21 protein-coding genes and 1 pseudogene are annotated in these 22,048 nt (G+C 45.3%); 13 read left to right on the plus strand and 9 right to left on the minus strand.

Features of this window, described 5'->3' with window-relative positions; translation table 11 throughout:
- Both RIC07_RS28480 and RIC07_RS28485 read left to right on the plus strand, forming a co-directional pair.
- Nucleotides 1-883 (plus strand): annotated as a pseudogene (locus tag RIC07_RS28480) (hypothetical protein); the annotation flags it as partial.
- Between the two features lie 33 nt (nucleotides 884-916).
- Nucleotides 917-1,885 carry a serine/threonine protein kinase gene (locus tag RIC07_RS28485; RefSeq protein WP_446397458.1) on the plus strand — a complete coding sequence of 323 codons (969 nt, stop codon included), beginning with the start codon at nucleotides 917-919 and terminating at the stop codon, nucleotides 1,883-1,885.
- A 462-nt stretch (nucleotides 1,886-2,347) separates the two neighbouring features.
- Here RIC07_RS28485 and RIC07_RS28490 read toward each other — a convergent pair whose 3' ends face one another.
- Complete coding sequence (locus tag RIC07_RS28490) at nucleotides 2,348-2,698, minus strand: YkgJ family cysteine cluster protein (protein ID WP_446397459.1); 351 nt, start codon at nucleotides 2,696-2,698, stop codon at nucleotides 2,348-2,350.
- Between the two features lie 207 nt (nucleotides 2,699-2,905).
- Between RIC07_RS28490 and psb30 the strand changes: the two genes are divergently transcribed.
- Nucleotides 2,906-3,031 (plus strand): photosystem II reaction center protein Ycf12/Psb30, encoded by a 126-nt coding sequence (gene psb30 / locus RIC07_RS28495; protein WP_006099423.1) that lies wholly within the window; start codon nucleotides 2,906-2,908, stop codon nucleotides 3,029-3,031.
- Between the two features lie 84 nt (nucleotides 3,032-3,115).
- On the opposite strand, the gene RIC07_RS28500 is transcribed toward psb30, so the two are convergent.
- Nucleotides 3,116-3,268 (minus strand): hypothetical protein, encoded by a 153-nt coding sequence (locus RIC07_RS28500; RefSeq protein WP_446397460.1) that lies wholly within the window; start codon nucleotides 3,266-3,268, stop codon nucleotides 3,116-3,118.
- Nucleotides 3,265-5,223 carry a single-stranded-DNA-specific exonuclease RecJ gene (recJ, locus tag RIC07_RS28505; RefSeq protein ID WP_446397461.1) on the minus strand — a complete coding sequence of 653 codons (1,959 nt, stop codon included), beginning with the start codon at nucleotides 5,221-5,223 and terminating at the stop codon, nucleotides 3,265-3,267. The genes RIC07_RS28500 and recJ overlap by 4 nt, the downstream gene beginning before the upstream one ends.
- An 18-nt stretch (nucleotides 5,224-5,241) precedes the next feature.
- On the opposite strand from recJ, the gene RIC07_RS28510 reads away from it, so the two are divergent.
- Nucleotides 5,242-5,430 (plus strand): hypothetical protein, encoded by a 189-nt coding sequence (locus tag RIC07_RS28510; RefSeq protein ID WP_446397462.1) that lies wholly within the window; start codon nucleotides 5,242-5,244, stop codon nucleotides 5,428-5,430.
- Nucleotides 5,431-5,633: 203 nt separating this feature from the next.
- On the opposite strand, the gene RIC07_RS28515 is transcribed toward RIC07_RS28510, so the two are convergent.
- Nucleotides 5,634-6,794, minus strand: a complete 1,161-nt coding sequence (locus tag RIC07_RS28515) for a response regulator (protein WP_446397463.1) — start codon at nucleotides 6,792-6,794, stop codon at nucleotides 5,634-5,636.
- 353 nt (nucleotides 6,795-7,147) lie between these two features.
- On the opposite strand from RIC07_RS28515, the gene RIC07_RS28520 reads away from it, so the two are divergent.
- The 3 genes from RIC07_RS28520 (at nucleotide 7,148) to RIC07_RS28530 (ending at nucleotide 12,759) form a co-directional block, all read left to right on the plus strand.
- Nucleotides 7,148-7,636, plus strand: coding sequence for a hypothetical protein (locus tag RIC07_RS28520; RefSeq protein WP_446397464.1), 489 nt, complete (start codon nucleotides 7,148-7,150; stop codon nucleotides 7,634-7,636).
- Nucleotides 7,637-7,806: 170 nt separating this feature from the next.
- Nucleotides 7,807-10,185, plus strand: a complete 2,379-nt coding sequence (locus tag RIC07_RS28525; protein ID WP_446397465.1) for a DUF4347 domain-containing protein — start codon at nucleotides 7,807-7,809, stop codon at nucleotides 10,183-10,185.
- A gap of 222 nt (nucleotides 10,186-10,407) precedes the next feature.
- Nucleotides 10,408-12,759, plus strand: a complete 2,352-nt coding sequence (locus RIC07_RS28530; RefSeq protein ID WP_446397466.1) for a hypothetical protein — start codon at nucleotides 10,408-10,410, stop codon at nucleotides 12,757-12,759.
- Nucleotides 12,760-12,903: 144 nt separating this feature from the next.
- Here the strand turns inward: RIC07_RS28530 and RIC07_RS28535 are convergent, their stop codons facing one another.
- Together RIC07_RS28535 and RIC07_RS28540 are read right to left on the minus strand one after the other, a co-directional pair.
- Nucleotides 12,904-13,317, minus strand: coding sequence for a DoxX family protein (locus RIC07_RS28535; protein WP_446397467.1), 414 nt, complete (start codon nucleotides 13,315-13,317; stop codon nucleotides 12,904-12,906).
- A gap of 804 nt (nucleotides 13,318-14,121) precedes the next feature.
- Nucleotides 14,122-15,606: a phytoene desaturase gene (locus tag RIC07_RS28540; RefSeq protein ID WP_446397471.1), complete on the minus strand. Its 1,485-nt coding sequence runs from the start codon at nucleotides 15,604-15,606 to the stop codon at nucleotides 14,122-14,124.
- A 231-nt stretch (nucleotides 15,607-15,837) separates the two neighbouring features.
- Between RIC07_RS28540 and RIC07_RS28545 the strand changes: the two genes are divergently transcribed.
- Nucleotides 15,838-16,554 carry an SDR family oxidoreductase gene (locus RIC07_RS28545; protein ID WP_446397468.1) on the plus strand — a complete coding sequence of 239 codons (717 nt, stop codon included), beginning with the start codon at nucleotides 15,838-15,840 and terminating at the stop codon, nucleotides 16,552-16,554.
- A 203-nt stretch (nucleotides 16,555-16,757) separates the two neighbouring features.
- Nucleotides 16,758-17,894 carry a 4-hydroxyphenylpyruvate dioxygenase gene (gene hppD / locus RIC07_RS28550; RefSeq protein ID WP_446397469.1) on the plus strand — a complete coding sequence of 379 codons (1,137 nt, stop codon included), beginning with the start codon at nucleotides 16,758-16,760 and terminating at the stop codon, nucleotides 17,892-17,894.
- Between the two features lie 349 nt (nucleotides 17,895-18,243).
- On the opposite strand, the gene RIC07_RS28555 is transcribed toward hppD, so the two are convergent.
- Nucleotides 18,244-18,870 (minus strand): CPP1-like family protein, encoded by a 627-nt coding sequence (locus RIC07_RS28555; protein WP_446383960.1) that lies wholly within the window; start codon nucleotides 18,868-18,870, stop codon nucleotides 18,244-18,246.
- A 485-nt stretch (nucleotides 18,871-19,355) separates the two neighbouring features.
- On the opposite strand from RIC07_RS28555, the gene RIC07_RS28560 reads away from it, so the two are divergent.
- The gene (locus RIC07_RS28560) at nucleotides 19,356-20,084 is read left to right on the plus strand and encodes a response regulator transcription factor (protein WP_446383964.1); all 729 of its coding nucleotides are present in this window, start codon (nucleotides 19,356-19,358) and stop codon (nucleotides 20,082-20,084) included.
- Nucleotides 20,085-20,394: 310 nt separating this feature from the next.
- Here the strand turns inward: RIC07_RS28560 and RIC07_RS28565 are convergent, their stop codons facing one another.
- Nucleotides 20,395-20,685, minus strand: coding sequence for a TatA/E family twin arginine-targeting protein translocase (locus RIC07_RS28565; RefSeq protein ID WP_446383966.1), 291 nt, complete (start codon nucleotides 20,683-20,685; stop codon nucleotides 20,395-20,397).
- Nucleotides 20,686-20,877: 192 nt separating this feature from the next.
- Nucleotides 20,878-21,081 carry a photosystem II reaction center phosphoprotein PsbH gene (gene psbH, locus RIC07_RS28570; RefSeq protein ID WP_193877901.1) on the minus strand — a complete coding sequence of 68 codons (204 nt, stop codon included), beginning with the start codon at nucleotides 21,079-21,081 and terminating at the stop codon, nucleotides 20,878-20,880.
- Between the two features lie 85 nt (nucleotides 21,082-21,166).
- On the opposite strand from psbH, the gene psbN reads away from it, so the two are divergent.
- The 3 genes from psbN to RIC07_RS28585 form a co-directional block, all read left to right on the plus strand.
- Nucleotides 21,167-21,298, plus strand: coding sequence for a photosystem II reaction center protein PsbN (psbN, locus tag RIC07_RS28575; RefSeq protein ID WP_006099531.1), 132 nt, complete (start codon nucleotides 21,167-21,169; stop codon nucleotides 21,296-21,298).
- Nucleotides 21,299-21,440: 142 nt separating this feature from the next.
- On the plus strand, nucleotides 21,441-21,671 hold the full coding sequence (locus tag RIC07_RS28580) for a DNA-directed RNA polymerase subunit omega (RefSeq protein ID WP_006099459.1): 231 nt from the start codon (nucleotides 21,441-21,443) through the stop codon (nucleotides 21,669-21,671).
- A 186-nt stretch (nucleotides 21,672-21,857) separates the two neighbouring features.
- Nucleotides 21,858-22,048 (plus strand): hypothetical protein (locus tag RIC07_RS28585; RefSeq protein WP_446397470.1); only part of this gene is annotated, 191 nt, incomplete at its 3' end.

Below are 22,048 nucleotides of genomic sequence, written 5' to 3' on the forward strand. Positions count from 1 at the left end.
GTTAGGGGCAAGTTTGATTCATTTATTAACCGGGATTTCCCCGGCTGACTTACCCCAGCGTGAGTTACGGATTCAATTTCGTGACAAGGTGAGTATTAATTCTCAGTTCCTTAACTGGATTGAAGCCCTGAGTGAACCTGATTTAGAACTGAGATTTCAGACCGCTTTCCAAGCCCTTAACGCTCTCAAAGATAACAGCTCTATTCGTATTTGCCAAGATAAAATCAAGCATCTAGATATAATCAAACGTCCTTCTGATACAAAAATAAAAATTAATAAATCTGCCAATAAAATTAGTATTTATATTCCCTCCAAGCAGATATTTAACCAAAAATATATGATTGCATTTTCAAGAAAATTTATGCCTATCGTGGGATGGCTTCTTTTGCTAATACCTCTAAGTTTAGCAATGGGATTTATAGAGTTTTGTATTTTCTTGAGAATTCTAGAGGTTGGGTCAGAATTCATGCTAACATATAACAGGGAGTTGATAGCTGCTATTTTTGGATTGTCATTGACCAATATATTGATTATCCCTTTTCTATATTTTCGATCTTCAAAATATATATTAAGTGCTGTCAAAAGCATTTTTCAAGACATACAATCTATAAATAAAATTGGCGACGAATATTTAATTGAATGTGATCGATACAGAATGGTTTTTTATCACCAATATGTTAGTAAATACAACAACTGTTATTCCTCTAAAAAAAATGCGCTAAAATCAACTATAAAAGAAATTGGAATTGATGCATTAGAAAATCAAATTTATATTAAAGTTAAGTGTGGAAATATACCAACCTACAATTTGACCATAAATTGCTTAAATATCAATGAGTGTAAATGGATACAAAAAACACTAGAAACCTGGTGGTTGAATTGACTCCTTTATCTTAACAGTAAAAAACGAAGGATTATGCGACAACAAAATATACTAAAAAGACGCTATAAACTTAATAAAAAAATAGGAGAAAACCTGGGGCGTCAAACCTGGTTAGCGACTGATATAAAAGTATCTCCACTTAAACCAGTGATTGTCAAACTCCTGGCGTTTAATCCTCAGCTGCAGTGGGATGAATTTAAGCTGTTTGAACGAGAAGCCCAAGTGTTAAAAAGTATCAATCATCCCAGGATTCCTAAGTATCTCGATTATTTCTCTGTAGATGCGACTGAGGGTTCTGGATTACGCTGGCTGGGGTTGGTACAGAACTATATTCAGGGATTATCTCTACAGCAACTTTTAAACAAGAACACATATTTTGTATGGCAAGAAGTTTATAATTTTGCCGTGGAAATTCTCAAGATATTAATTTATTTGCACGAACTCAGTCCGCCAATTATCCACCGTGATATCAAACCAAGTAATCTGATTCTGGGAAAAGATAATCACATCTATCTGGTCGATTTTGGTGCTGTTCAAGACAAAGCCAAAGCTGAGGGAGTCACGTTCACCGTCGTGGGAACCAGTGGCTATGTACCCCCAGAACAGTTATGGGGAAAAGCGGTGCCAGCCTCTGATCTTTATGCATTAGGTGCTACTCTGATTCATTTGGTAACCCATATCCCGCCGACTGAATTGCCCCAGCAGCGAATGCAGATTCAGTTTAAGCATCGAGCTAAGGGAATTCATCCTGAACTGGCAAATTGGATTGAAAAGCTGATCCAACCGGCTCCAGAAAAGCGTTTTCAAACAGCACGTATGGCTTTATCGGCGCTGCAAAATCTGTCGTTTCAAAATCACAAACCTATGCTAAAATACCCGTCGAAAACTAATTATTTTATAACCAATAATTATGATTCTGAGCTTAGAGATAACTATGTGTGGGGATGGCTGAGTTTGATTTTTTGTATTGGTTTCTTACTCTTGCTCTTGTTTGTATTCTAGGAGGGGGATTCAGTTTCAGGTAATCCTTTGTTTCATTCATAAGATAACTGACCCAGCTAAAATTGTGGAATAGATTTTGCGGTGAAATTGGGCGCACGCCATGCGCCCCTACAATTCTAATTCACCAATTCAGGTGTGCTACGCCACTACTGACTGACAAATGACAAATGACAAATGACAAATGACAAATGACAAATGACAAATAACGCTCCCCACCGTTAACTTTAATTGTCCTCACCTACTTAGGGCTTGCTGCACGAGTGTGGAAGGTAAGCCAGGTAAGGGTTTCAATCCATTTTCCGCCCCAACAAGTGCAAGGTTTTTACACCTTTACACGCCAATATCCTGGGATTTTCGCTGACTTTTGCGCCGAATTTCACCTCAACAGAGGCTTGAAACTGTTGCCTGTTGCCTGTTCCCTGTTCCCTCCCCCCACCACAAGACTTATTCAGCAGCCCCTACTTATATCCCCACTTCCCGGTCAAAGCGTAGCATCTCCAAACTGCGATCGCCGTAGAGATCCGCGATATGATCTCGACAACAGTCGATCGCAAAATCGTTTAACTCCTCCGGTTCAATCCCATACATCTGTTGAAAGGTATCCGCCTCCACCCGACAGAAGCGAGGGCGATGGGCATAAATGCGACATTCACGAGTCTGATGATCAAAATTGACACACCATCCGTCTTCCCCCACCATACTCAAATACTGGTCTAACTCCTCTGGTGTCAGATAGGTTTCTAATCCAGGGCGTTCGGTTGGGTCTAGATGACAGCACGCACCACATTGCTTTACACAACGCCAAGTTGCCATTGCATTTCACCATCGAGCGATTGATCTCTAGGATAACGGGTTTTCCTCTGTCGGATAGGCAAGGACAGATGACACAGAACAAATGACATTTTTGTTACGTTTTGTATAGTTTTGTTAATTTGATTAAAAAAACTGGGCAATTACCCAGTAAAATCTAATCGGCAATTTTTAACGACACCATTGAAATTAGGTTAATCGGGAGGATAGATGGATTTAAGTTTTATCGGGAATATCAACTGGGAACTGATTGCCCAGCTTACCGTGCTGGCGGCGATTGTGATTGCTGGTCCTGTGGTTATTTTTCTGCTGGCTGCGTTTAGGGGAGACCTGTAGCCGTCTGTAGTGGGAGCATCTCGCTCCCTGATGCGTTGAAGCCGGGGAAGCTGTGTAGAGACGTGCCATGGCACGTCTGGGAGATTAGGGAGATAGGGAAGCAATATGATGACAGTTGTAGGGGCGGGTTTGACAACTATCGTTTCTGTTGCACCCAAATCTCACTAAACCCGCCCCGACTAAATGACAAATGACCAATGACCAATGACCAATGACCAATGACCAATGACGAATCACAACTTTAAAGCACGAGTCGCGGCTTTAATTAACTGATAATAGTGAGGCTGGGTAACATCTACCTGTTTCGCATCATCCCGCTTGAAGCCTAAAAGTCCGGTACGCTGTCCTTTTTGAATTACCAGAACTTTGCCTTCAGAATTCCTAATTCGCAACTCGTTTAACGATTCCCATAAACTACAGGTATAGCGGCGTTCATTGTGATAAAATTCAGCTTTTTTAATCGCTGATGGGGCTGATTCACTCACCCGAATGCCGACTAACTCTAATTCAATCGTCACAGTTCCATTCCAGGCATTATCTTTAAGTTTATAGGCAATATCTACATTAGAAGGTAGAGGGAAGTATTCACCCCAACGCCACGCGATCGCATTCAGTTGCTTGGTTCCGTCAAATCCAGACAGGGTAAGCTTTAGATGCCCTTTTCCCACGAGTCTTTGTTCCACCACGCGCACATTAGGTGTCCAGAAGATTGGGTCAGGATTGCCAATCCCGCAAGGATGCAGTCGGTCAATTTGTTGGTAAAGATTATGAGTAATTTGATTGAAATTAGCCTCGGTGTCTATAGCGACTAAGGGCTTCAAATGTTCAGTTTCTAAACATTGATGGGCAAAATGACTCAGTTGAGTTTGAAACGCGGTTAAATTTTCACTGGGTAATGTAAAGCCTCCTGCTGCTTGGTGTCCGCCAAATTTCCCTAATAAATCATGGCAAAATTGCAGGGCTTCAAAGACATGAAATTCCGGAATTCCTCGTGCAGAACCGCGAATGTGTTCCTGATTTTCGTCTTCGTAAGTACCAATAAATACCGGGACACCATACCGTTCCACCAGGCGCGACGCCACAATGCCAATTACACCATGATGCCAACCCGGTTGCACCAAGACGAGAACGCGCTGCTGTTGCCAGTTTAACTCCTCTTTTTCAATTAGTGCGATCGCGTCTTCCTCGATTTCCGCGCACAGGTGTTGACGTTTTTGGTTAATTTGTTCGCATTGCATCGCCCGTTCTAAGGCGATTCCCGCATCGCTGGTGGTGAGGAGTTCAATCACGATTTGCGGATCAGCCAAACGTCCCACGGCGTTAATTCTCGGTCCAAGTTTAAAGCCGATATCTTCTGGTTTCAGGGCGATTTGGTCTTCACTGACGCCTGACATTTGAATTAAAGCCTGAATTCCCGCTAGTTGAGATTTAGGTAAGCGTTGCAAGCCTCGTTTTAACCAACGGCGGTTAATATCCGTTAAGGGGGCGAGATCTGCAATCGTACCCAGGGTGAAGAGTTCTAGGAGTTGGCTAGTGAGTCCCTGGAGTTGACCTAAGTCTTGGGCGAGGGTAACCGCTAATATATAGGCGACACCGACACCAGCTAAACTGCGATAGGGGGAGGATTCAGGCAACTGTTTCGGGTTGAGAATCGCATCGGCGTTGGGGAGTTCGGGGGGAAGGTCGTGATGATCGGTAATAATAACCATTAGACCCAATTCTACAGCGCGGGCGATCGCGTCGTGTGCTGCAATCCCATTATCTACAGTCAGAATTATCCCCACGCCTTCATTGGCGAATTCTTCCACAATCCGAGTATTAATCCCATACCCCTCTTTCATCCGGCTGGGAATCCCATACTCCACATCCGCCCCTAACCATCGTAATGCCCGGAGTAACAAGGCGGTACTGGTCATGCCATCAGCATCATAGTCACCACAAATCGCTATTTTCTCATTTTCTGCGATCGCTTCTTTGAGCATCTCCACACTAATCGCCAAGTCGGGAAATTCATCAAGCGGGGTGGGCATCGCCTGGGATTCTGGATATAAATAGACCATAGCTTGATCTACGGTGTCGAATCCTCGATTAAGTAACACTTGACCCAGCAGGGGTGACAATCCTGTCCCTTGGGCGAGTTGGTTGGCTTTTTCTGGGTTAGCGGAGGAAATTTGCCATCGTTGATTGGGCAAAGATTTAGGGGAAGGAGATTGGTCAGAACTGGATGGGCTGAACACGCTAACTTGGGCAATTACAGTTGGGCTAGAGATAGTCTACAGCAGATTTGTCCTTTGTCATTGGTCAAACATCCGATGCCTGTTCTGCTGAATCGGGAAGAAACACAGATAAGGGCGTCTATAGGCGTGCAAGGCTTGCATTGGTGGAAAGCCGAGGTGTAGGGGCGGGTTTTACTGATATAGCAATGCAATTTCCGGTTTGATGCGATACATCGTTAAGGGCGCAAGCTTTGCGCCCCTACATTGCCCCTACATTTAGGTGTACCTCACACGCTGGTAAAGCGCTATAACGTTGTGGCACAAACTGATAACTTGACTAAACCCGCCCCTTTTTTTTCTTACCGGAAATTAAATGAATTTGTAATTTAATCCAGCATTTGAACGGAACAATTCATCAATTTACGGCTTGTCGAACGCCCATTTCGTTGAGTAACATCATAGAGTGTCATTGAAAAACCATCCCCTAATCTTACGGCGCTAACGTGATGCCAGCTTTGAGTTTTATCCTGCTGATAACAAAAATTACATTCCATTGGATCTCCGGTTTCCACCACCCGCACAAACTTATCAAACAGAGACGGGTCATATTGTTCAAGGAATTTTTTAAAGCTAAACTTGCCTGTCCGATATTCTTTTTTGCCACCGAGGAATTGAGCCATCACCCTATTGACAACCACACATTGAAAATCTACAATTTCTCCGGTTGTCGATTCCCGAACCGCTTGCATTGCCGCAATACCCTCCTGACAAGAATTCAAGACACTGGTAAGCAAGGCGTGGGATTGCTGGAGAACTTCTTCGGCTTGTTGACCTTGTTTAATTTTCTCTTGCAGGAAAGCTTTTTCTTGTTTAATTGACAGTTGGTTTTCAATGCGAAAAATCACTTCTGTGAGATCAAAAGGTTTGGTTATATAGTCAAATCCGCCAACCTGGAAGGCTTTTGCTTTATCAAATATTTCATCGGACGCACTTAAGAAAATCACGGGAATGTCGCGGGTGGCTTCATCAAGTTTGAGTGCCTCACACACTTCGTACCCATTCATTTCCGGCATCTTGATATCCAACAGAATTAGATCGGGGGGATTCGTGCGGACTAGGTTCAATACCGTTCTGCCATTGGTTACTGTTTGAACCCCATAGCCTTTTTTATTTAATAAAACGGATAAAACCTTGAGGTTGTCAATAAAATCATCAACGATTAAGATAGTGGCGTTGCTTGGATTTTCTTTGGTATTAGCACTATTTTTATGAAGAATATTAGCAGAGGATAAACCTTGGATCTCGATAATGTTCTTAAAGCTGCTCTTCGTGATTTTCTCGCCGAAAACTTCTGATATAAATTTCCATAAACGATAAGCTGCATCCTTGACAGCACCTTCACTTAAGTAGAATTTTTCAGCAATTGTGCTGTACTTCTGATTAAGCCAAGATGCTTTGAGGATGCCTTTTTGTAGCGGTGTAAGGGTTTTACCTGTTTTGGATTTAACTATTGCGACTACAAAGTTTATCGCGTCTTCACAATTCATTCGTTTTTCACGACTGGTATCGATTCAACAATATTGCATTAATTTAAAATTCGACTTGTCTGACTTAAAATCCGGACTTTGCCGACTGACATTTACAAAAATACAGGTAATGATAGAGACAAGAAGGCAGAAAGCCAGAAGGTGAAGTCAGCTTTTGAATCAATCAAGAGTTAGATTGAAGCTCAGGAGTGATAACCTGCCTAAAACTATCAGCCATCTTTTCGGACGGCTTGGGAACTAGAGGTTGGCTTACTCCTGAATTCTGCTCCTGTTTTCTAGCTTGGTCACTGGGGGATCTATCACATACAGAACGCCATGAGTTTCTCACTCCGTAAATAAGGCGTTGGCAAACTATGAGTTCTGTTTTTCATCAACTGTTGTCCTTGTTTTTTGAGAGAAAATATTCCATGAAATTCCAAACTGTTAAAGCTTCCGTTGCTCTTGCTGCTACTGCTGTTAGTCTTGTTGGTTTCACGTCTATCGCTCGTGCGGGTGAAGGGGGTGTCGCGGGTGCTGCGGCTTTCACTGTGGAAGGGACTGATGTGACTGGCGTGGCTGTCTCGGCTGCTGTTGGTAAACAAGATGCTGCTGCAGCGGCGTTTAACTACGCCGGGGGGGGAACACCAGACGTACAGAACTCAGCATTCTCTTTAGGTAGTGCTGGCGTAATTTCTACTAACGCAATTGGTGATCCGTCTATGGCTTCCATCTCAGGAGGTGAAGATCCTGCACTTGGAGATTCGCAAGGAAATAGCTTCACTGAAGGATTCAGCATCGAAATTGGTACTGCAAGTGGTGAATCGGTGGTTACGGCTCCTGTTGAGACTTCTCCCGCTCCCTAAAACTGCTGCAAGTTGTTAGCGAGTCAGCTTACCTGACAAGTTAATCAATTTTATTCCCTCTCAGAAATTACTTGAGGATCTCACCGACTCTCTCCCTACCGAGTAAAGGAGAGATCCTCAGGACGGGGGATTTTTTGTCCACAATTCAATGATCAAACGGAAACCCTGACATGAAATCAATCGCACATTCCACCCTAACACCTTCCCATCAAGTCGCCACAGTTGTTTTTGTTGATGCTGGTGTTGATAATTACCAGCAATTAGTTGATGGGGTTATTCCCAGCGCTGAAGTATTTGTCTTAGATAGAGAGGCTGATGGCATTGAGCAAATTAGCCAAGTTTTACAACAGCGTCAGGATGTTGGCGCAGTACATATTGTTTCCCACGGTGCGCCTGGTTGCTTGTATTTGGGGAATAGCCAACTGAGTTTAGATACTCTCAACCGCTATGCGACTCAACTGCAACAGTGGGATGTTGCGAATCTTTTACTGTATGGTTGTAACGTTGCGGCTGGCGATGCGGGAGAAGAATTTATTGAGAAGTTACAGGCTTTGACTGGGGCAGACATTGCTGCTTCTAAGACTATGACGGGTAGTGCTGCTAAGGGTGGAAACTGGGAACTAGAAGTAACAACAGCTAAAGCAGTTGCTACCTTAGCCTTTGAACCAGCAACCCTAAAGAATTATTCCGCAATTCTGGGAACTCTGACAGGAGCAGGGGCAGTTTGGGATTACCACAACAATGGTAGTGGCATATTGGAAGGTACACTCGGTTCCCAAAGTGATGCCTATGACGGCTTCTTCCGATTCACCGTCAATGGACAGACGTTTTCTCCTGGCAGTGGAACACCAACAGGGCAGACTTTCACTACAGCATCACAAACACTGTCTGGATTGAATGTTACTGCCCAATACATAGCCAATCAAGTCGATCCCATCCTGCAAGGTGTTTACTCTTTGACAAACCCGACTGCGAATGAGATTACAGTTCCTGTCAGATGGGGGGGCAATCTTGGTTCTGATGGTTCTACCTTTATTAAAGGAACAAGCAGTGGTGATACTATCTTGGATGCCAGCGATAGCTGGGTAGTCACCGATGATTACACTGCGCCTGAATTAGGCGATCCAACCATCACTCACTACTTCAGTCCCAACGCAGCAGGTGTTACGCGCACCAATGCTAACTTAGGCGCTAACTTCATCCGTGACAACCTTTTTGTTGATTACACAGTTACTATTCCTGCATTATCTACCATCTCGTTACAGTTTTCCAATCTTCTAAGTGGCGGCAACGTTAACCAAGCCCCCACTGACCTCAATCTCAGCAACAACAGCATCGACGAAAATGTTGCAGCTAACACCGTCGTTGGCACGTTCAACAGCACCGACCCCGATACGGGTGATACCTTTATTTACAGTTTAGTTTCCGGGACGGGAGCTACCGATAACAGCGCCTTCACCATTGACGGCAACCAACTGCAAATCAATACTTCCCTCGACTTTGAAACCAAAGATAGCTACAGCATTCGAGTTCGCACTACCGACCAAGGTGGAGAGAGTTACGAACAGTCGTTGGTAGTAAACATTAACGATGTCAACGATGCACCAACTGCTCTGAATCTCAGCAACAAAACTATCAATGAAAATATCGCTGCGGGTAGTGCTGTCGGCACTTTCAGCAGCACTGACTCTGACGCAGGCGATACCTTTACTTACAGTTTAGTTTCCGGGACGGGAGATACCGATAACAGCGCCTTCACCATTGACGGTGACCAACTGCAAATTAATCCTTCCCCCGACTTTGAAACCAAGTCGAGTTACAACATCCGAGTTCGCACTACTGACGCTGGAGGAGAGAGTTACGAAGAGACGTTAATTATTAATGTTAACGACATCGACGAAACCATCTACGGTACACCCAACGCCGATATTCTCCGGGGTACTGCTAGCGCGGATCAAATCAATGGTTTAGAAGGCAGCGATCGCCTTTACGGTAACGCAGGTAACGATACTATACAAGGTGGTGACGGTAACGATATCGTCTACGGTGGCGATGATAACGATTATCTCCTAGGTGGCAATGGCAGCGATCGCCTCTACGGTGATAATGGCAACGACACCCTCCTTGGCGATGCAGGTAACGATATCGTCTACGGTGGCGACGGTATTGACACCCTTTATGGCGGTGAAGGAAGCGATCGCCTCTATGGTGACAATGGTAATGATATCCTCCTCGGCGATATGGGTAACGACATCCTCTACGGTGGTGCTGGCGATGACCTAATCAATGGCGGAGAAGGTAGCGATCGCCTCTATGGTAACGCCGGAATCGACACCTTTGTCCTAGCATCAGGAATGGGTACAGATACCATCTACGACTTTGAAAATGGCGTAGACTTGCTCCAATTAGACGGTGGTCTCAGTTTCGGACAGCTAGATATTGTCGAACGTGGCAGTTCTACTCAAATTAGCTTCGGTGAAGAAACCTTAGTCACGTTGTTGAGAACTGATTCGACACTGATTACTGAAGCTGATTTCACTATCGCTTAACAGTCTAGCTTCTCCTCTAACCAACTCTCAACTTCCCAGGTGCGTTAACCCCGATTAACGCACCTATTTCCTTTCCTTTATTGCTGTCTTCACCCCACAACTCAACCCGCCTCGCGATTAAACCATCTACCCCCCATTCCTACCCCAACTCAACGCAGAAAACCAGGGATTTTCATCTCCAAGACCTCATTACTTCCACCCTGATTTTGCTTGCTCCTTGTCATGATTGTCTTTTCCTCCCCAAAAACCTTCCCCTCTCAAAACCTGAAAACCGCACTCAATAACACTCTTATCGTCAGTTTATCGGTTGTTAGTCTGCCTTACTCAACCTCAGCACTAACACCGACTCTTTCCCATCCCCACTCAGATCATCATGCCAATCATCCTCATCCCAATACTCCAACTTCGCCAACTCCGACTATTTCCGTCACCCCCGAAGAACCCAGCGTACCCGAAACACTCAACTGGTCTACAAATGCTGCCGATCTCAAAATCACTTCGCCTACTTTAACCCCTGATCCGACACCCACCCATCCACCTTTAGACGGAGAACCCAATAATTTACCTGTCCCTTCTTCTGACCCAACGGAAACAGAAACAACGCCCACCTCTGACCCCAATTATATTAATTCACCGCGAATTGCTCCCCAGGAACAAATCAATCCTTCAACCACCACCATTCCCCTCAATGACACACCAATTACTCATCTCACGGAATGGGAACTGAGCGTTGGAAAAATTTTTGCTGACACCCAAGAAAGCGACTTTACATTTAATACCACAATCAAAGTTGACAGTCAAGTTATCGAAAGCTTAAGTCGAACCAATATTTATACCGTAGACCAAAAAGGTAGGTATTTCCAACTGCGTACTGTTCCCCGCCAACGCACCGTTACCACCACAACCACCGAACCCCAAACCATGATCGGGTTAGAATTACAAATGAGTTTAACCGGGGCTTGTATTCTACCCAACTCTCCCCGTGGTGAACAATGTACTTATACTCCCGGATTAGTCATTGATCGTAATAGTATTGACCCCCAATTCTTTGTTCCAACTCGCGTCTTCCAAACCTCTCAAGTTGGCGAGGTTGTCACGCCAGAATCCTTGGCGGTGATGCAACTTCCCGGATTTCAACGGGGCGCGAATGGTCAAGAGCTTGGTGTAGACCTTTATTTCCCCAATTTAGGGACATTTCCCAGAAATAATAACGGCGACGAAACAGAAATAGAGCGAAAAGAAGACATTGATTACACGATAACCGGAACCTTTTCCCAAGTCCGACAAATTGTTAAAGCCAATGACACCGAAGCCGTTTTAGGGCGGACAATTCGCGGCATTACGATGTTTTCCTTCGACGATAACCGCCTAGTAAATACCACACTGCAACTCGGCGCTCAGGTTTTACCCGATGTCATTCCCGATTTAGACGGTAGTACCAATCCCGCGAATAGAAATATTAATCGTAACTTATTCCTCGCCGCCAATAATACTCGCTTACCAGCCAGTAGTTTTACTATCTATTCCGCCGGAATTGGACGCGCTGAAAGCTTAACTCCTGACATCACTGAGTTAAGTCAAATTCCTACAGCTAATTATAATAGTATTTGGCTCGGTCTTTCTCCAGTTATTGATCGCACGTTTTCCATAGGTGAACTCTTTTATCAAGCCACCAGTGCGCCGCGCTCAATCGCCCGTGCTGGTGCGGAAGGAGGTGCTGATACTGATATTGAACTGGTTTCTGCTGTTAACAATAATACCTTTTCCACGGCAAATTTACAGGATTTTTATGCCCAAATTTATTTAGACTTTTTCAATACCGATGTTAACTACATTAGTGAGAGTATTTATCAGGAAGAAACCCAGTATTATCCTCACTTGAGCTTCACCGGAAACTTTACCGGAACTCAGGATGTAATTCGCTATTATGCCGGGATTATTGCGTCTGAAGAGGTGAAGGGGTATCTCGGTGCTGATTATACCCGAAACACAAATAACGGTTGGAATTTTCGGGCTGGCGGTGTTGGTTATTTTAACCCAGATCGCGACTATTATAGTCAATTATGGGGCAGTGTCTCTAAACGGATTTCCCTAGGTGAACAGGCGAATTTAATTTTAGCGACAGGCTTTAATTATGCCCTAGATCGGGAAACCCAGATTGGCGATGTGGTGAGTGTTTCTCCCGCCAGTCGCTTAACCGCTAGCGCTCGTTTAAACTGGGGAATCATGTCTTGGGGGTTAACTAAATACTTTGGCGATGTTTTCCCCAATTCCTACGCCGATCAACTCCTGACTGATGTCACAATTCGTCCCCTAGATAATCTGCGCTTATCTGCTTATTTTGCGCCTATTGATGAAAATTCCAGTCGTTCGCGCTATGGTGCAAGTCTGCTGTGGAAACTAGGGGAAAGTTCTAATAGTCCAACACTTTCGCTGAATTGGCAAAATCAGGATTATGATTATGGTAGCGACGCTTTTGGCAATAATTTGGTGGTGAATGATGATATTTTTACTCTGCTATTTCGGGTGGGTTCGCCAACTAATCCTTTTTTTCAGGGAACAGGGAATAAGTAGTCGGACAAAAGAAAACGGCACTGTTTTAATTTGTTTAAACAAGCATCGAACCCTTACATAAACAAATGATGTAGCTTGCTTCTTTTAGGGAGCGAGCAGGAAAAAGGACAATCCCCACCGTTAACTGTAATTGTGTCCACCTACTTAATTCGTTTCCGAGGTATCAAGATGCTGCGATCGCGTTTTCCGCCGTTGCCACCATGCGTCAATGGAGACATCATTAAAACTATTGCCAGCAATTAAGATAAAAAACACCAAACAATAAATCAATTGACTCGTCGCTGTATCCCAGTTTTGCAGTAATGTCACCCCATACATCAGCACGATCATTAAGCTAAACCCGGTGACTAACGCGGCTTGAGTCGCTAATCCCAGTGTCACCAGAAATCCGACAATAAATTCCACAATTGGCACCAGTAAAGCGGGTGCCCTGACTAAGGGTTCGGGAATAAATGTATCTTGAAATAAATCAACCATCGACTGGGCAAAGCCGGGAATATTACCCAGACGAGTAAAGCCGTGGTTAAAAAAGTTTATGCCTAAAACGATTCGCAGCAAGGTATAGGCGATAACAATATCTCGACGACGGAACTAGGGGGTTGGTTGATGGTGCATTTGGTTAATTGTTGTTTGTAGTCAGTGCTTTAGCACTTGTTTTATTATCATCCTCTCTTGTCCGCCCTGATATGACTCGCGCCCGCCTCGCCTGTTTAACCCCTATTCAGCAACCACCCTTAAAGGTGAGGAATCACCGCACTTATAGGGCAGTGATAATGTCAAATTCAGATTACCCTTGCCAAGTCACCCGAATTCGCGTTAGTATGAAGACCTCCCCCCTCACCCATGGGGTTACCACTATTCAGGGTAACCCCACCCCCCTTAATCTTCCTTCCTCTGAGAATAATGTTTCCGCCATGGGTTTGCATTAAACCCGAACCGGAAAACCTGATCGCATCCTCACTGGTGATGCTAATAATACCGCCATTCGTGGTTAGCGCGATCGCACCCGCTTGCAGCGTTCCGCTGGTAATTGCCCCCTGGCGACTCTCTAGACTTAAGGCGCGATGCCCCAGTTACAGCGTTTTCAGACTAGATGTGATATACCATTTCCAAGAATTGATACTTGCTCCTGTTCAAGGAAAAAGGGTTTAACCCTTTTATACCCTTGCACCGCTATCAGGGAAAATGTACTATGGCTCCCCCAGCTTCCCCAGCTCCCCCAGCTTCCCCAGCTCTCCCTGCTCCCCCAGCTTCCCCAGCTCCCCCAGCTTCCCCAGCTTCCCCAGCTCCCCCAGCTTCCCCAGCTCCCCCAGCTTCCCCAGCTCCCTACCCCCACCACCAAACTTATTCAGCAACCCCCATTTAAACCCGCACCGTATAACTTTCTTCAATCAACCGCGCCGCAATTTTTCCCGAACTCATCACCCCCGGTAATCCCGCACCCGGATGCGTTCCCGCCCCCACAAAATAGAGATTCGGAATATCCTCACTCCGATTATGAGGACGAAACCAAGCCGACTGCGTGAGAATCGGTTCAACGGAAAACGCACTGCCTAAATAACTATTTAACGTATCGCGAAAATGCAACGGATCAATATAATGTTCGGTGACTATATGCTTAGACAAATCCGGTAAATAATGCCGTTCCAAATACTCAATAATCCGATCCCGATACGGTTTCGCCATTACCCTCCAATCGGTTTGACTCCTCAAATTTGGAACTGGCGATAACACATACCAACTATCACACCCAGGTGGGGCTAATGATGAATCAGTCGCCGTCGGATGATGTAAGTACAACGCAAAATCCTCCGCAAGCTGCTGACGCCCAAAAATATCCCGCATTAATTCCCGATACCGAGTCCCCATCAATATTTCATGGTGTGCCATCTCTGGATACTGACAATCTGTACCAAAATACAGCACAAACAAAGACATGGAATAGCGCATCCGTTTAACGCGACGATCATTATATTTGCGGCGAACTTTCTGGGGAATTAAATTCAAGTACGTAAACGCCACATCCGCATTACTTACCACCGCATCTGCCTTCAGCACTTCTCCCCCCTCTAGCCTCACGCCTGTCGCTCGTTTCGTCCGTTCATCCACCACAATTTCCGTCGCCGATTGATTCAGCAACAATTGACCCCCAAGTTCCTGAAACAATTGCACCAACGCCTGAACTAATGCGCCAGTTCCTCCCATCGGAAACCAAATCCCAAACGCCTGTTCTAACTTGTGAATCATGGCGTAGATAGCCGTACTCTGAAATGGATTTCCACCAATTAATAGGGGATGAAAGCTAAAAACTTGCTGCAATCGTTCATCTTGAATGTACTGATTCACCAACCCAGCGACGGATTTATAAGTCTGTAAGCGAATCAAATCCGGAGCCACGTTTAGCATATCCGTGAAGCGACTAAACGATTGCTCCATTAACGGCAATCCTTTCTCAAAAATAGCGTTGGCGGCTTTAGCAAAGCGTTGATATCCAGCAACATCAGCCGGATTAAACGCCCGAATTTGTTCAATTAAATAGTCGGTAGAATTATTGTAGTGAAAGACTGAGCCATCGGGAAAGCGGACGTTATAAAAAGGTTCAAGGGGGACAAGTTTGACATAATCGGCAGTCTTTTTCCCAGCCAAGGCAAATAACTCATCAATCAGATGTGGCACGGTAATAATCGTGGGACCCCCATCAAAGGTAAACCCCTGCTGTTGATAGACATACGCACGCCCCCCGGCGCGATCGCGCTTTTCCACAATCGTCACCCGATGACCCCCAGCCTGTAACCGAATCGCCGCCGAGAGTCCCCCAAATCCGCTACCAATGACCACAATATGCATAGTTAGTTTTGAGTAGAGACGCGCCATGGCGCGTCTGTCTGAATGTAGGGGCGGGTTTGACTATTATCCTTCATCAACCTCATGTAACTAAACCCGCCCCGGTTGAACGGCTAAGGGAACGTTCTTGTTGCTATTGATGGTAACGTTGGACCAAGGACAAATGACCAATGACCAATGACTAATCACAAATCGCTCTATCATAGGTAAAGATGTAAAGAAATGTAAAATTATATGCCAGATAAAGTTATAGTGGTCGTCGGTGCCACAGGAGGAATTGGATCAGCCGTAACCCACCAATTAGCCCAAGAGGGAGCCAAATTAGTCCTCGCCGCCAGACAAAGCGATCGCCTAGCCACTTTGACCTCCCAACTCCCCATGGCTAACCTAGAGCAAGTCTTAAATGTACCCACGGATATCACCGATCCAGCCCAAGTGGAAACGCTGATGCAGAAGACGGTTGACAAGTTTGGTCAAATTGACGTACTCATCAATGCGGCAGGGGCGGGAGTTCTTAAACAGTACAACAAAATTACATCGGCTGACTTAGACGCCATGCTGGACTTAAATCTCAAAGGTAGCTTCTATACCTGTCAAGCCGCCGCTGACGTGATGAAGGGTCAAAAATCCGGTCACATTTGTAACATCATCGGCATTTTAGGCAAACATTCTATGGCAATGGCGTCGGCGTACTGCGCCTCGAAGTTCGGCGTTGTCGGATTTAGCAAATGTATGGCAGATGAATTAAAGCGCTTTGGGATTAAGTTTACCCTCTTTTACTTTGGTGGTGTCGATTCACCCTTCTGGGATAATGTCAGCTTAAAGGTGGATCGCCAAAAGATGCTCACTCCGGAGACAGCAGCTAATGCCATTCTGTTTGCCCTGAGCGCTGATCCTCAAGCCGTACCAATGGAAATCAACATCCAGCCGGAAAGCCATCTATTCTTTTAACTCGGGCTGGCTGAATCAGTATTGTGGCGAGGGGAGGGAACAGAAGATAGGGAAGATGAGGGAGCAAACGAAGGACAAATGACAAATGACGAATGACAAATGACGAATGACAAATGACAAATGACTCTCCCTTAAGAATGAGCTGAAATTCCGCAAAAGACGGCAAAATTGACAACCAAGTAAGCTGCCGGATGGGATAAGCCATGAGAATCGATCACATTCACTTTTACGTTAAAAATGCGCTAGCCTCCCGCGATTGGTTTGTTGAGAAGATGGGCTTTCAATCTGTGGCATCGGGGGCAAGTTGTCACACATGCACTACGGTGGTTAAGAGTGGTGCTATTTATTTTGTCCTGTCGTCTGCGATCGCGCCTAATAGTCCCGTTGCCCAGTTTCTGCGCCAGCATCCTCCAGGTGTTGCTGATATTGCCTTTAAGGTTGCCGATCTGGAATGGAGCCTGGAAAAGCTGCTCCAACGCGGCGCTAAGGTCTTACAACCTCTTCAAACCCAAGTTTATGAGAATGGATGCATAAAGTGGGGTAAAGTCGCTGCATGGGGCGATATGACTCATACTTTGGTCGAACGCCATAGCTTTAATCCCATCCTCTGCTTTCCGGTACAGGTAGACTGGCTGAGTGAAGGGTCAACATTCACCCCTCAGACGCACCATGGCGCGTCTCTACATTCAACACTTCCCCAATCCCCAACTGAAGCGTTTACCCATATCGATCACATTGTCCTGAATGTGGCGGCTGGGGATTTGGCGAAAGCGGTTCAGTGGTATCAGCAGGTGTTGGATTTCCAACCGCAACAGGTGTTTACCATCCAGACTGAGAAATCTGGCTTATCCTCTCAGGTTATGGTGCATCCAGTAACCGGGACACAATTGCCCATTAATGAACCGACATCGGCGAATTCTCAAATTCAGGAATTTCTGGATGTGAACGGAGGAGCCGGAGTCCAGCATATTGCTATAGCTACGAGAAATATTGTGGGTACGATCGCGCAGCGGCGTCGTCAGGGTATGTCCTTCATCAACGTTCCCCGCAGTTATTACAGTCAACTGCTCGATCGCTATCCGGGTTATAATTTCTCGACGGCGCAATGGGATGCGATCGCGCAGCAGCAAATTTTAGTGGATTGGCAAGCTCAATCCCCGCAAGCGTTGCTACTGCAAACCTTTACCCAACCCATTTTTGCCGAACCCACCTTCTTCTTTGAGTTCATCGAACGGCGATGGGGAGCAAAAGGGTTTGGTGAGGGGAATTTCCGGGCGTTGTTTGAGGCGATCGAGCGGGAGCAGATGAAACGCGGTTGTTTGCCGATGGAAAAGAGTTGATCAGTATTTTTTAGGGCAAAGAGGGAACAGGGAACAGGGAACAGGGAACAGGGAACAGGGAACAGGGAACAGGGAACAGGGAACAGGGAACAGTGAACAGGGAACAGGGAAGGTAGGTAGCTACAGAAAAAAAAGCTGAACACCTCTATCCATTGTTACCCAATGTTACCCAAAATTATGTCCTCGAACCATTTCCTCTTTCCGAAGTGAAGAAGCAATTGCTCTCAACGCTGAATCAAAAGATTACAGCGTGAGCCTCCTTGCGGAAAAAAGGTGAAGGAGAAGTGAAGGATGGGCAGAGATTCATCCCGATGGAATTTACCCTCTTGGCTTCTCCTCTTCCCCCCTTTCATCGCAGGAAGCTGCTAATCAGCCAGAACAAGACAAAGGTTACCAATGAGGCAAATTTCTCAACGGTCAAACCCATGTCCATAAGCAGTGACTCTAATGCTCCTCCCAGAACGGTTCCCAACGCTACACCTAGCAGTAAACCAACCAGGGTCAGCAATACAGCCCGACCAAATTGTTGTTCTTTGCGATTGAGGAAATAAATCGTACCGCCAAACCCCAAGGCGACAGTAAAGGTGAGAATTGACGCTTCTGGATAAAACAGAGTCAGACCAATCAAGACCAAGAACACAACCGTGGGGGCAACTAGATCACTCCTCGTCGGGGTATCTAATAGTCCTTGCAACCAAGCCGGAGAGGAATTGGCTGAGGGAGAGCTAAAACCCAACGGGGTTTGTGGCACTTTTTCCCGTTCTGGAAAACGAATGCGTTCTGGAACCTTGATTTTTCCTTCTTGGCGCATTCTGAGGCGATCCATAATAATCGCATCATAAGCCGCCTCTACTGACTCGACAAGCTTAGGTTCGCCGCGATGCTGCTGCATCAAGCGTCCTTTAGCATCCTGAATTTCATCAAAGGAAGCGTCTTCTGTAACCCCAAGTTTTTCGTAGGGATTTTGATCGCTCATTCAAAACCTCCTAGACATCCCTTTTTTCACTGGTATATGTAAGACTCTACACTGGTTATTATGATAGACATCGATTTTCTAAACCCTGCTGCACCCAACGGGTAACAGCCTAGTTTATGTACCGAGTGTCATGCTAACTCCCTTGCCAGCTAGTGTAGCCTGTTCTTTGCCAACAAGTCCTCTTGGCAGAAAAATTCCTTGAGGTAAGCCCAAGTGATGCCAGATCTGCCAAAAGCGGTTATGCTATTGGGCGGCTGCCCTATTTTCCCACTTGGGTAATGATGCCAGATGCTATTGGCATCCCGGAGTTCTCTGGCGATAATTGATTTAAATGCTGATTACGCCATTGATGTCACAAAAATCTATACCCTGATTCCTGATCCAGCTACGCTATAAGAGTATTGACTAAAATGCTCAATACATCCTAGTGGTGAATAGGTGTGCATCTTGTATCAATCCCTGAAATTAGTTCTCCGTGGAAATTTATGACCATGGTCTCCGCCAAAATTCTTGTCGTGGACGACGATCCGGCAATCCGCAATTTAATAATTCGCTTTTTGAGCACAAAGAACTATCAAATGGAGTCGGCGCAGGATGGTAAGACGGCTCTAGCCACATTTAAGCAATTCAACCCAGACTTAGTAATTCTGGATGTGAATTTGCCAGATGCCCTTGGCTACAACCTTTGCCGGGAAATGCAAAGCATCAATGATGTTTTTGTCCTCTTCCTCACGTCTCGAGATCAACCCGATGACAAAAATCAAGGGTTCAAACAGGGTGGTGATGATTATCTCACCAAGCCCTTCGATTTAATGGAACTCGAAAACCGAGTTGGGGCGATTTTGAGACGTAAGCGAGAAATTACGCCGTCTGACCAGCAACGTCTCGTTTACAATCACTTGACGATTGATCCCACCCGTCGGGAGGTGACCCTTCACGAGCAACTTGTCCCCTTGACCGCTCTAGAGTTCGATTTGTTACATTTCTTAGCATCTCACCCGGGTCAAGTCCTGCGCCGTTCTGAATTGATTCAGGAAGTTTGGGAATACGACTATGTTGGAGACCAACGAGTTGTTGACGTTCATATTGGACAAATTCGCAAAAAGATCGAAATCGATGCGAGTGACCCGAAGTTAATCCAAACGATTCGGGGGGTTGGCTACAAGTTTGAAGCACCCAACACTGAGCAACATAATGGGCAACGGTCTTTATGAACAACTGACACCAAGCTTATGTCATGGTGTCAGCTTTTTAGTTCATCAAGAATTACTTTATTATAGACTGCCTACGGTTAAGTCTTGCATCTTGTCTATCATCAACCGCCCGGATTCCCCAGACCGATAGAATTTTGAGTCCTCCCTTACCAATCTGATGTTGGTTACTTTTTCATTCTTAGTGAGTGCCACCGTTAGGACATCAATGTCCTGACGTTTTGCTTTAAACACTGAAAAATGAGAACAGCTAGGGAAACATCAGTTAGTATCTACCAATTCTTTGTCTTCAAGTTCGCTGAAAAAATAGTTTTTAGCTAGCTTGAGACGGAGTAGCGGCATGATTATTGCTATCTGTTGAATCAGCTTCAGAAGTATCTTGCTGCTGAGTTTCAGACAGTGCAGGAGGTGTTTTCGCCGCTTGTTCTAACTGTTGAGCCTCACGCTTAAATTCCGTTTCAAATTCTCTCGAGGCATCTTGAAAACCGCGAATGGCTTTCCCTAGACTCTGACCAATCTCTGGTAACTTTTTCGGTCCAAATACTAATAGCGCCACGATTAAAATCAGCGCCATTTCCGGTAAACCAATACCAAAAACGTTCATTTCATAACCTCCTGATGTACCAATAGCTGTTTCTATTGTGTATCCAATGTGAAAGTCTAACTTGTCATTGATAATTGTCTCCCCACTGACAAGCAGACAGGGAGAGGATATTCATGGTTCATACCTGATTAAAGAAAAGTTTATGGCTATGAACCATGAACTATGAACCATGAACGCTCAAAACCTAGAGACCTATTGACCTAGGCTTCTCCAATCCACATTGATGTTCTCCAGCAACAGCGAGGAGTTGTATAGCTGCAAGATAATTAGCAAGAAAACGAAGAATAAGAGCATGAACACTGCCATTAAGGGCGTTGTTCCCCAACCGGGAGCTACTTTACCATATTCAGAGTTCAGGGGTTTGAGAATATCTCCTAACCGCGTCTGTTGTGCCATGGGTCACCTATGATTAATTTCGATCACGTTTTGTAATGTTCTGTAATATTATAGAGGAAGAAGACTCATTTATATAATATCCACAATGGAACCTGCAATAGTTCTTAGCATTTCAGTCGCTGTGATTCTAATCGCCGTCACTGGCTTTTCTATCTACACAGCGTTTGGTCCGCCTTCGGCTGAATTGAGTGATCCATTTGAAGACCATGAGGACTAAGCTTGGACTTTCCGGTCTGAAGAGAGGGGAGTTATTTCTGATCTTCGCTTTATTTCTGAGCTTTGCTCCACGGCGCTAACACAAGGAGTTATTGGTCAAAAATGCTAGACTGATAACTTGCTACTTTAGGAACTTAAAATCTATGCTGCATCGGCGTTACCAGTTTGATTCGAGTCAAATTATGCACCGGGCTGAGGAGCTAGTTACCGCTGCTTCTAACCGCTATCGGATTACGGTGCAAGTGGCAAATCGGGCAAAGCGCCGTCGCTATGAAGATTTTGAAAATCTGGATGATCCAATGATGAAGCCAGTTCTGCGGGCAATCATTGAGATGTCTGATGAATTGACTCAACCGGAAATTATTGGGGATTAAAGGCGGGCGCTAGGGGAGCAATGTAGAGACGTAGCATGCTACGTCTAGGAGCTGGGGAAGAGGTTGATGACAGACAGCTAATATGATACTATATGCTTATATTAGCTTACATTTGCTCATATTGGCTATATTCCTTTGAGAGAAGCCGTTAAGCGACTTGGATATACGTAAGGAAGTACGCAGACAATGGCAGCATTCCCTCTATACCCAACAGAGCAGGACTTTGGCTTTTTGATGTCGAAGCCTATCTGGGAGCAAGTGCTGGAAGTGCCACTATTTGTTATTGTCTCCTCTCCAGTAGCAAACAACGAGACGACCTGGCCCGACAAGTCGCCTATATGCAGTCTCTCTACCCACAAGCCGAAATCGTCAAAGAC

Source organism: Coleofasciculus sp. E1-EBD-02, assembly GCF_040218245.1.
In the GTDB taxonomy this organism is placed as follows: Bacteria; Cyanobacteriota; Cyanobacteriia; order Cyanobacteriales; family Coleofasciculaceae; genus Coleofasciculus.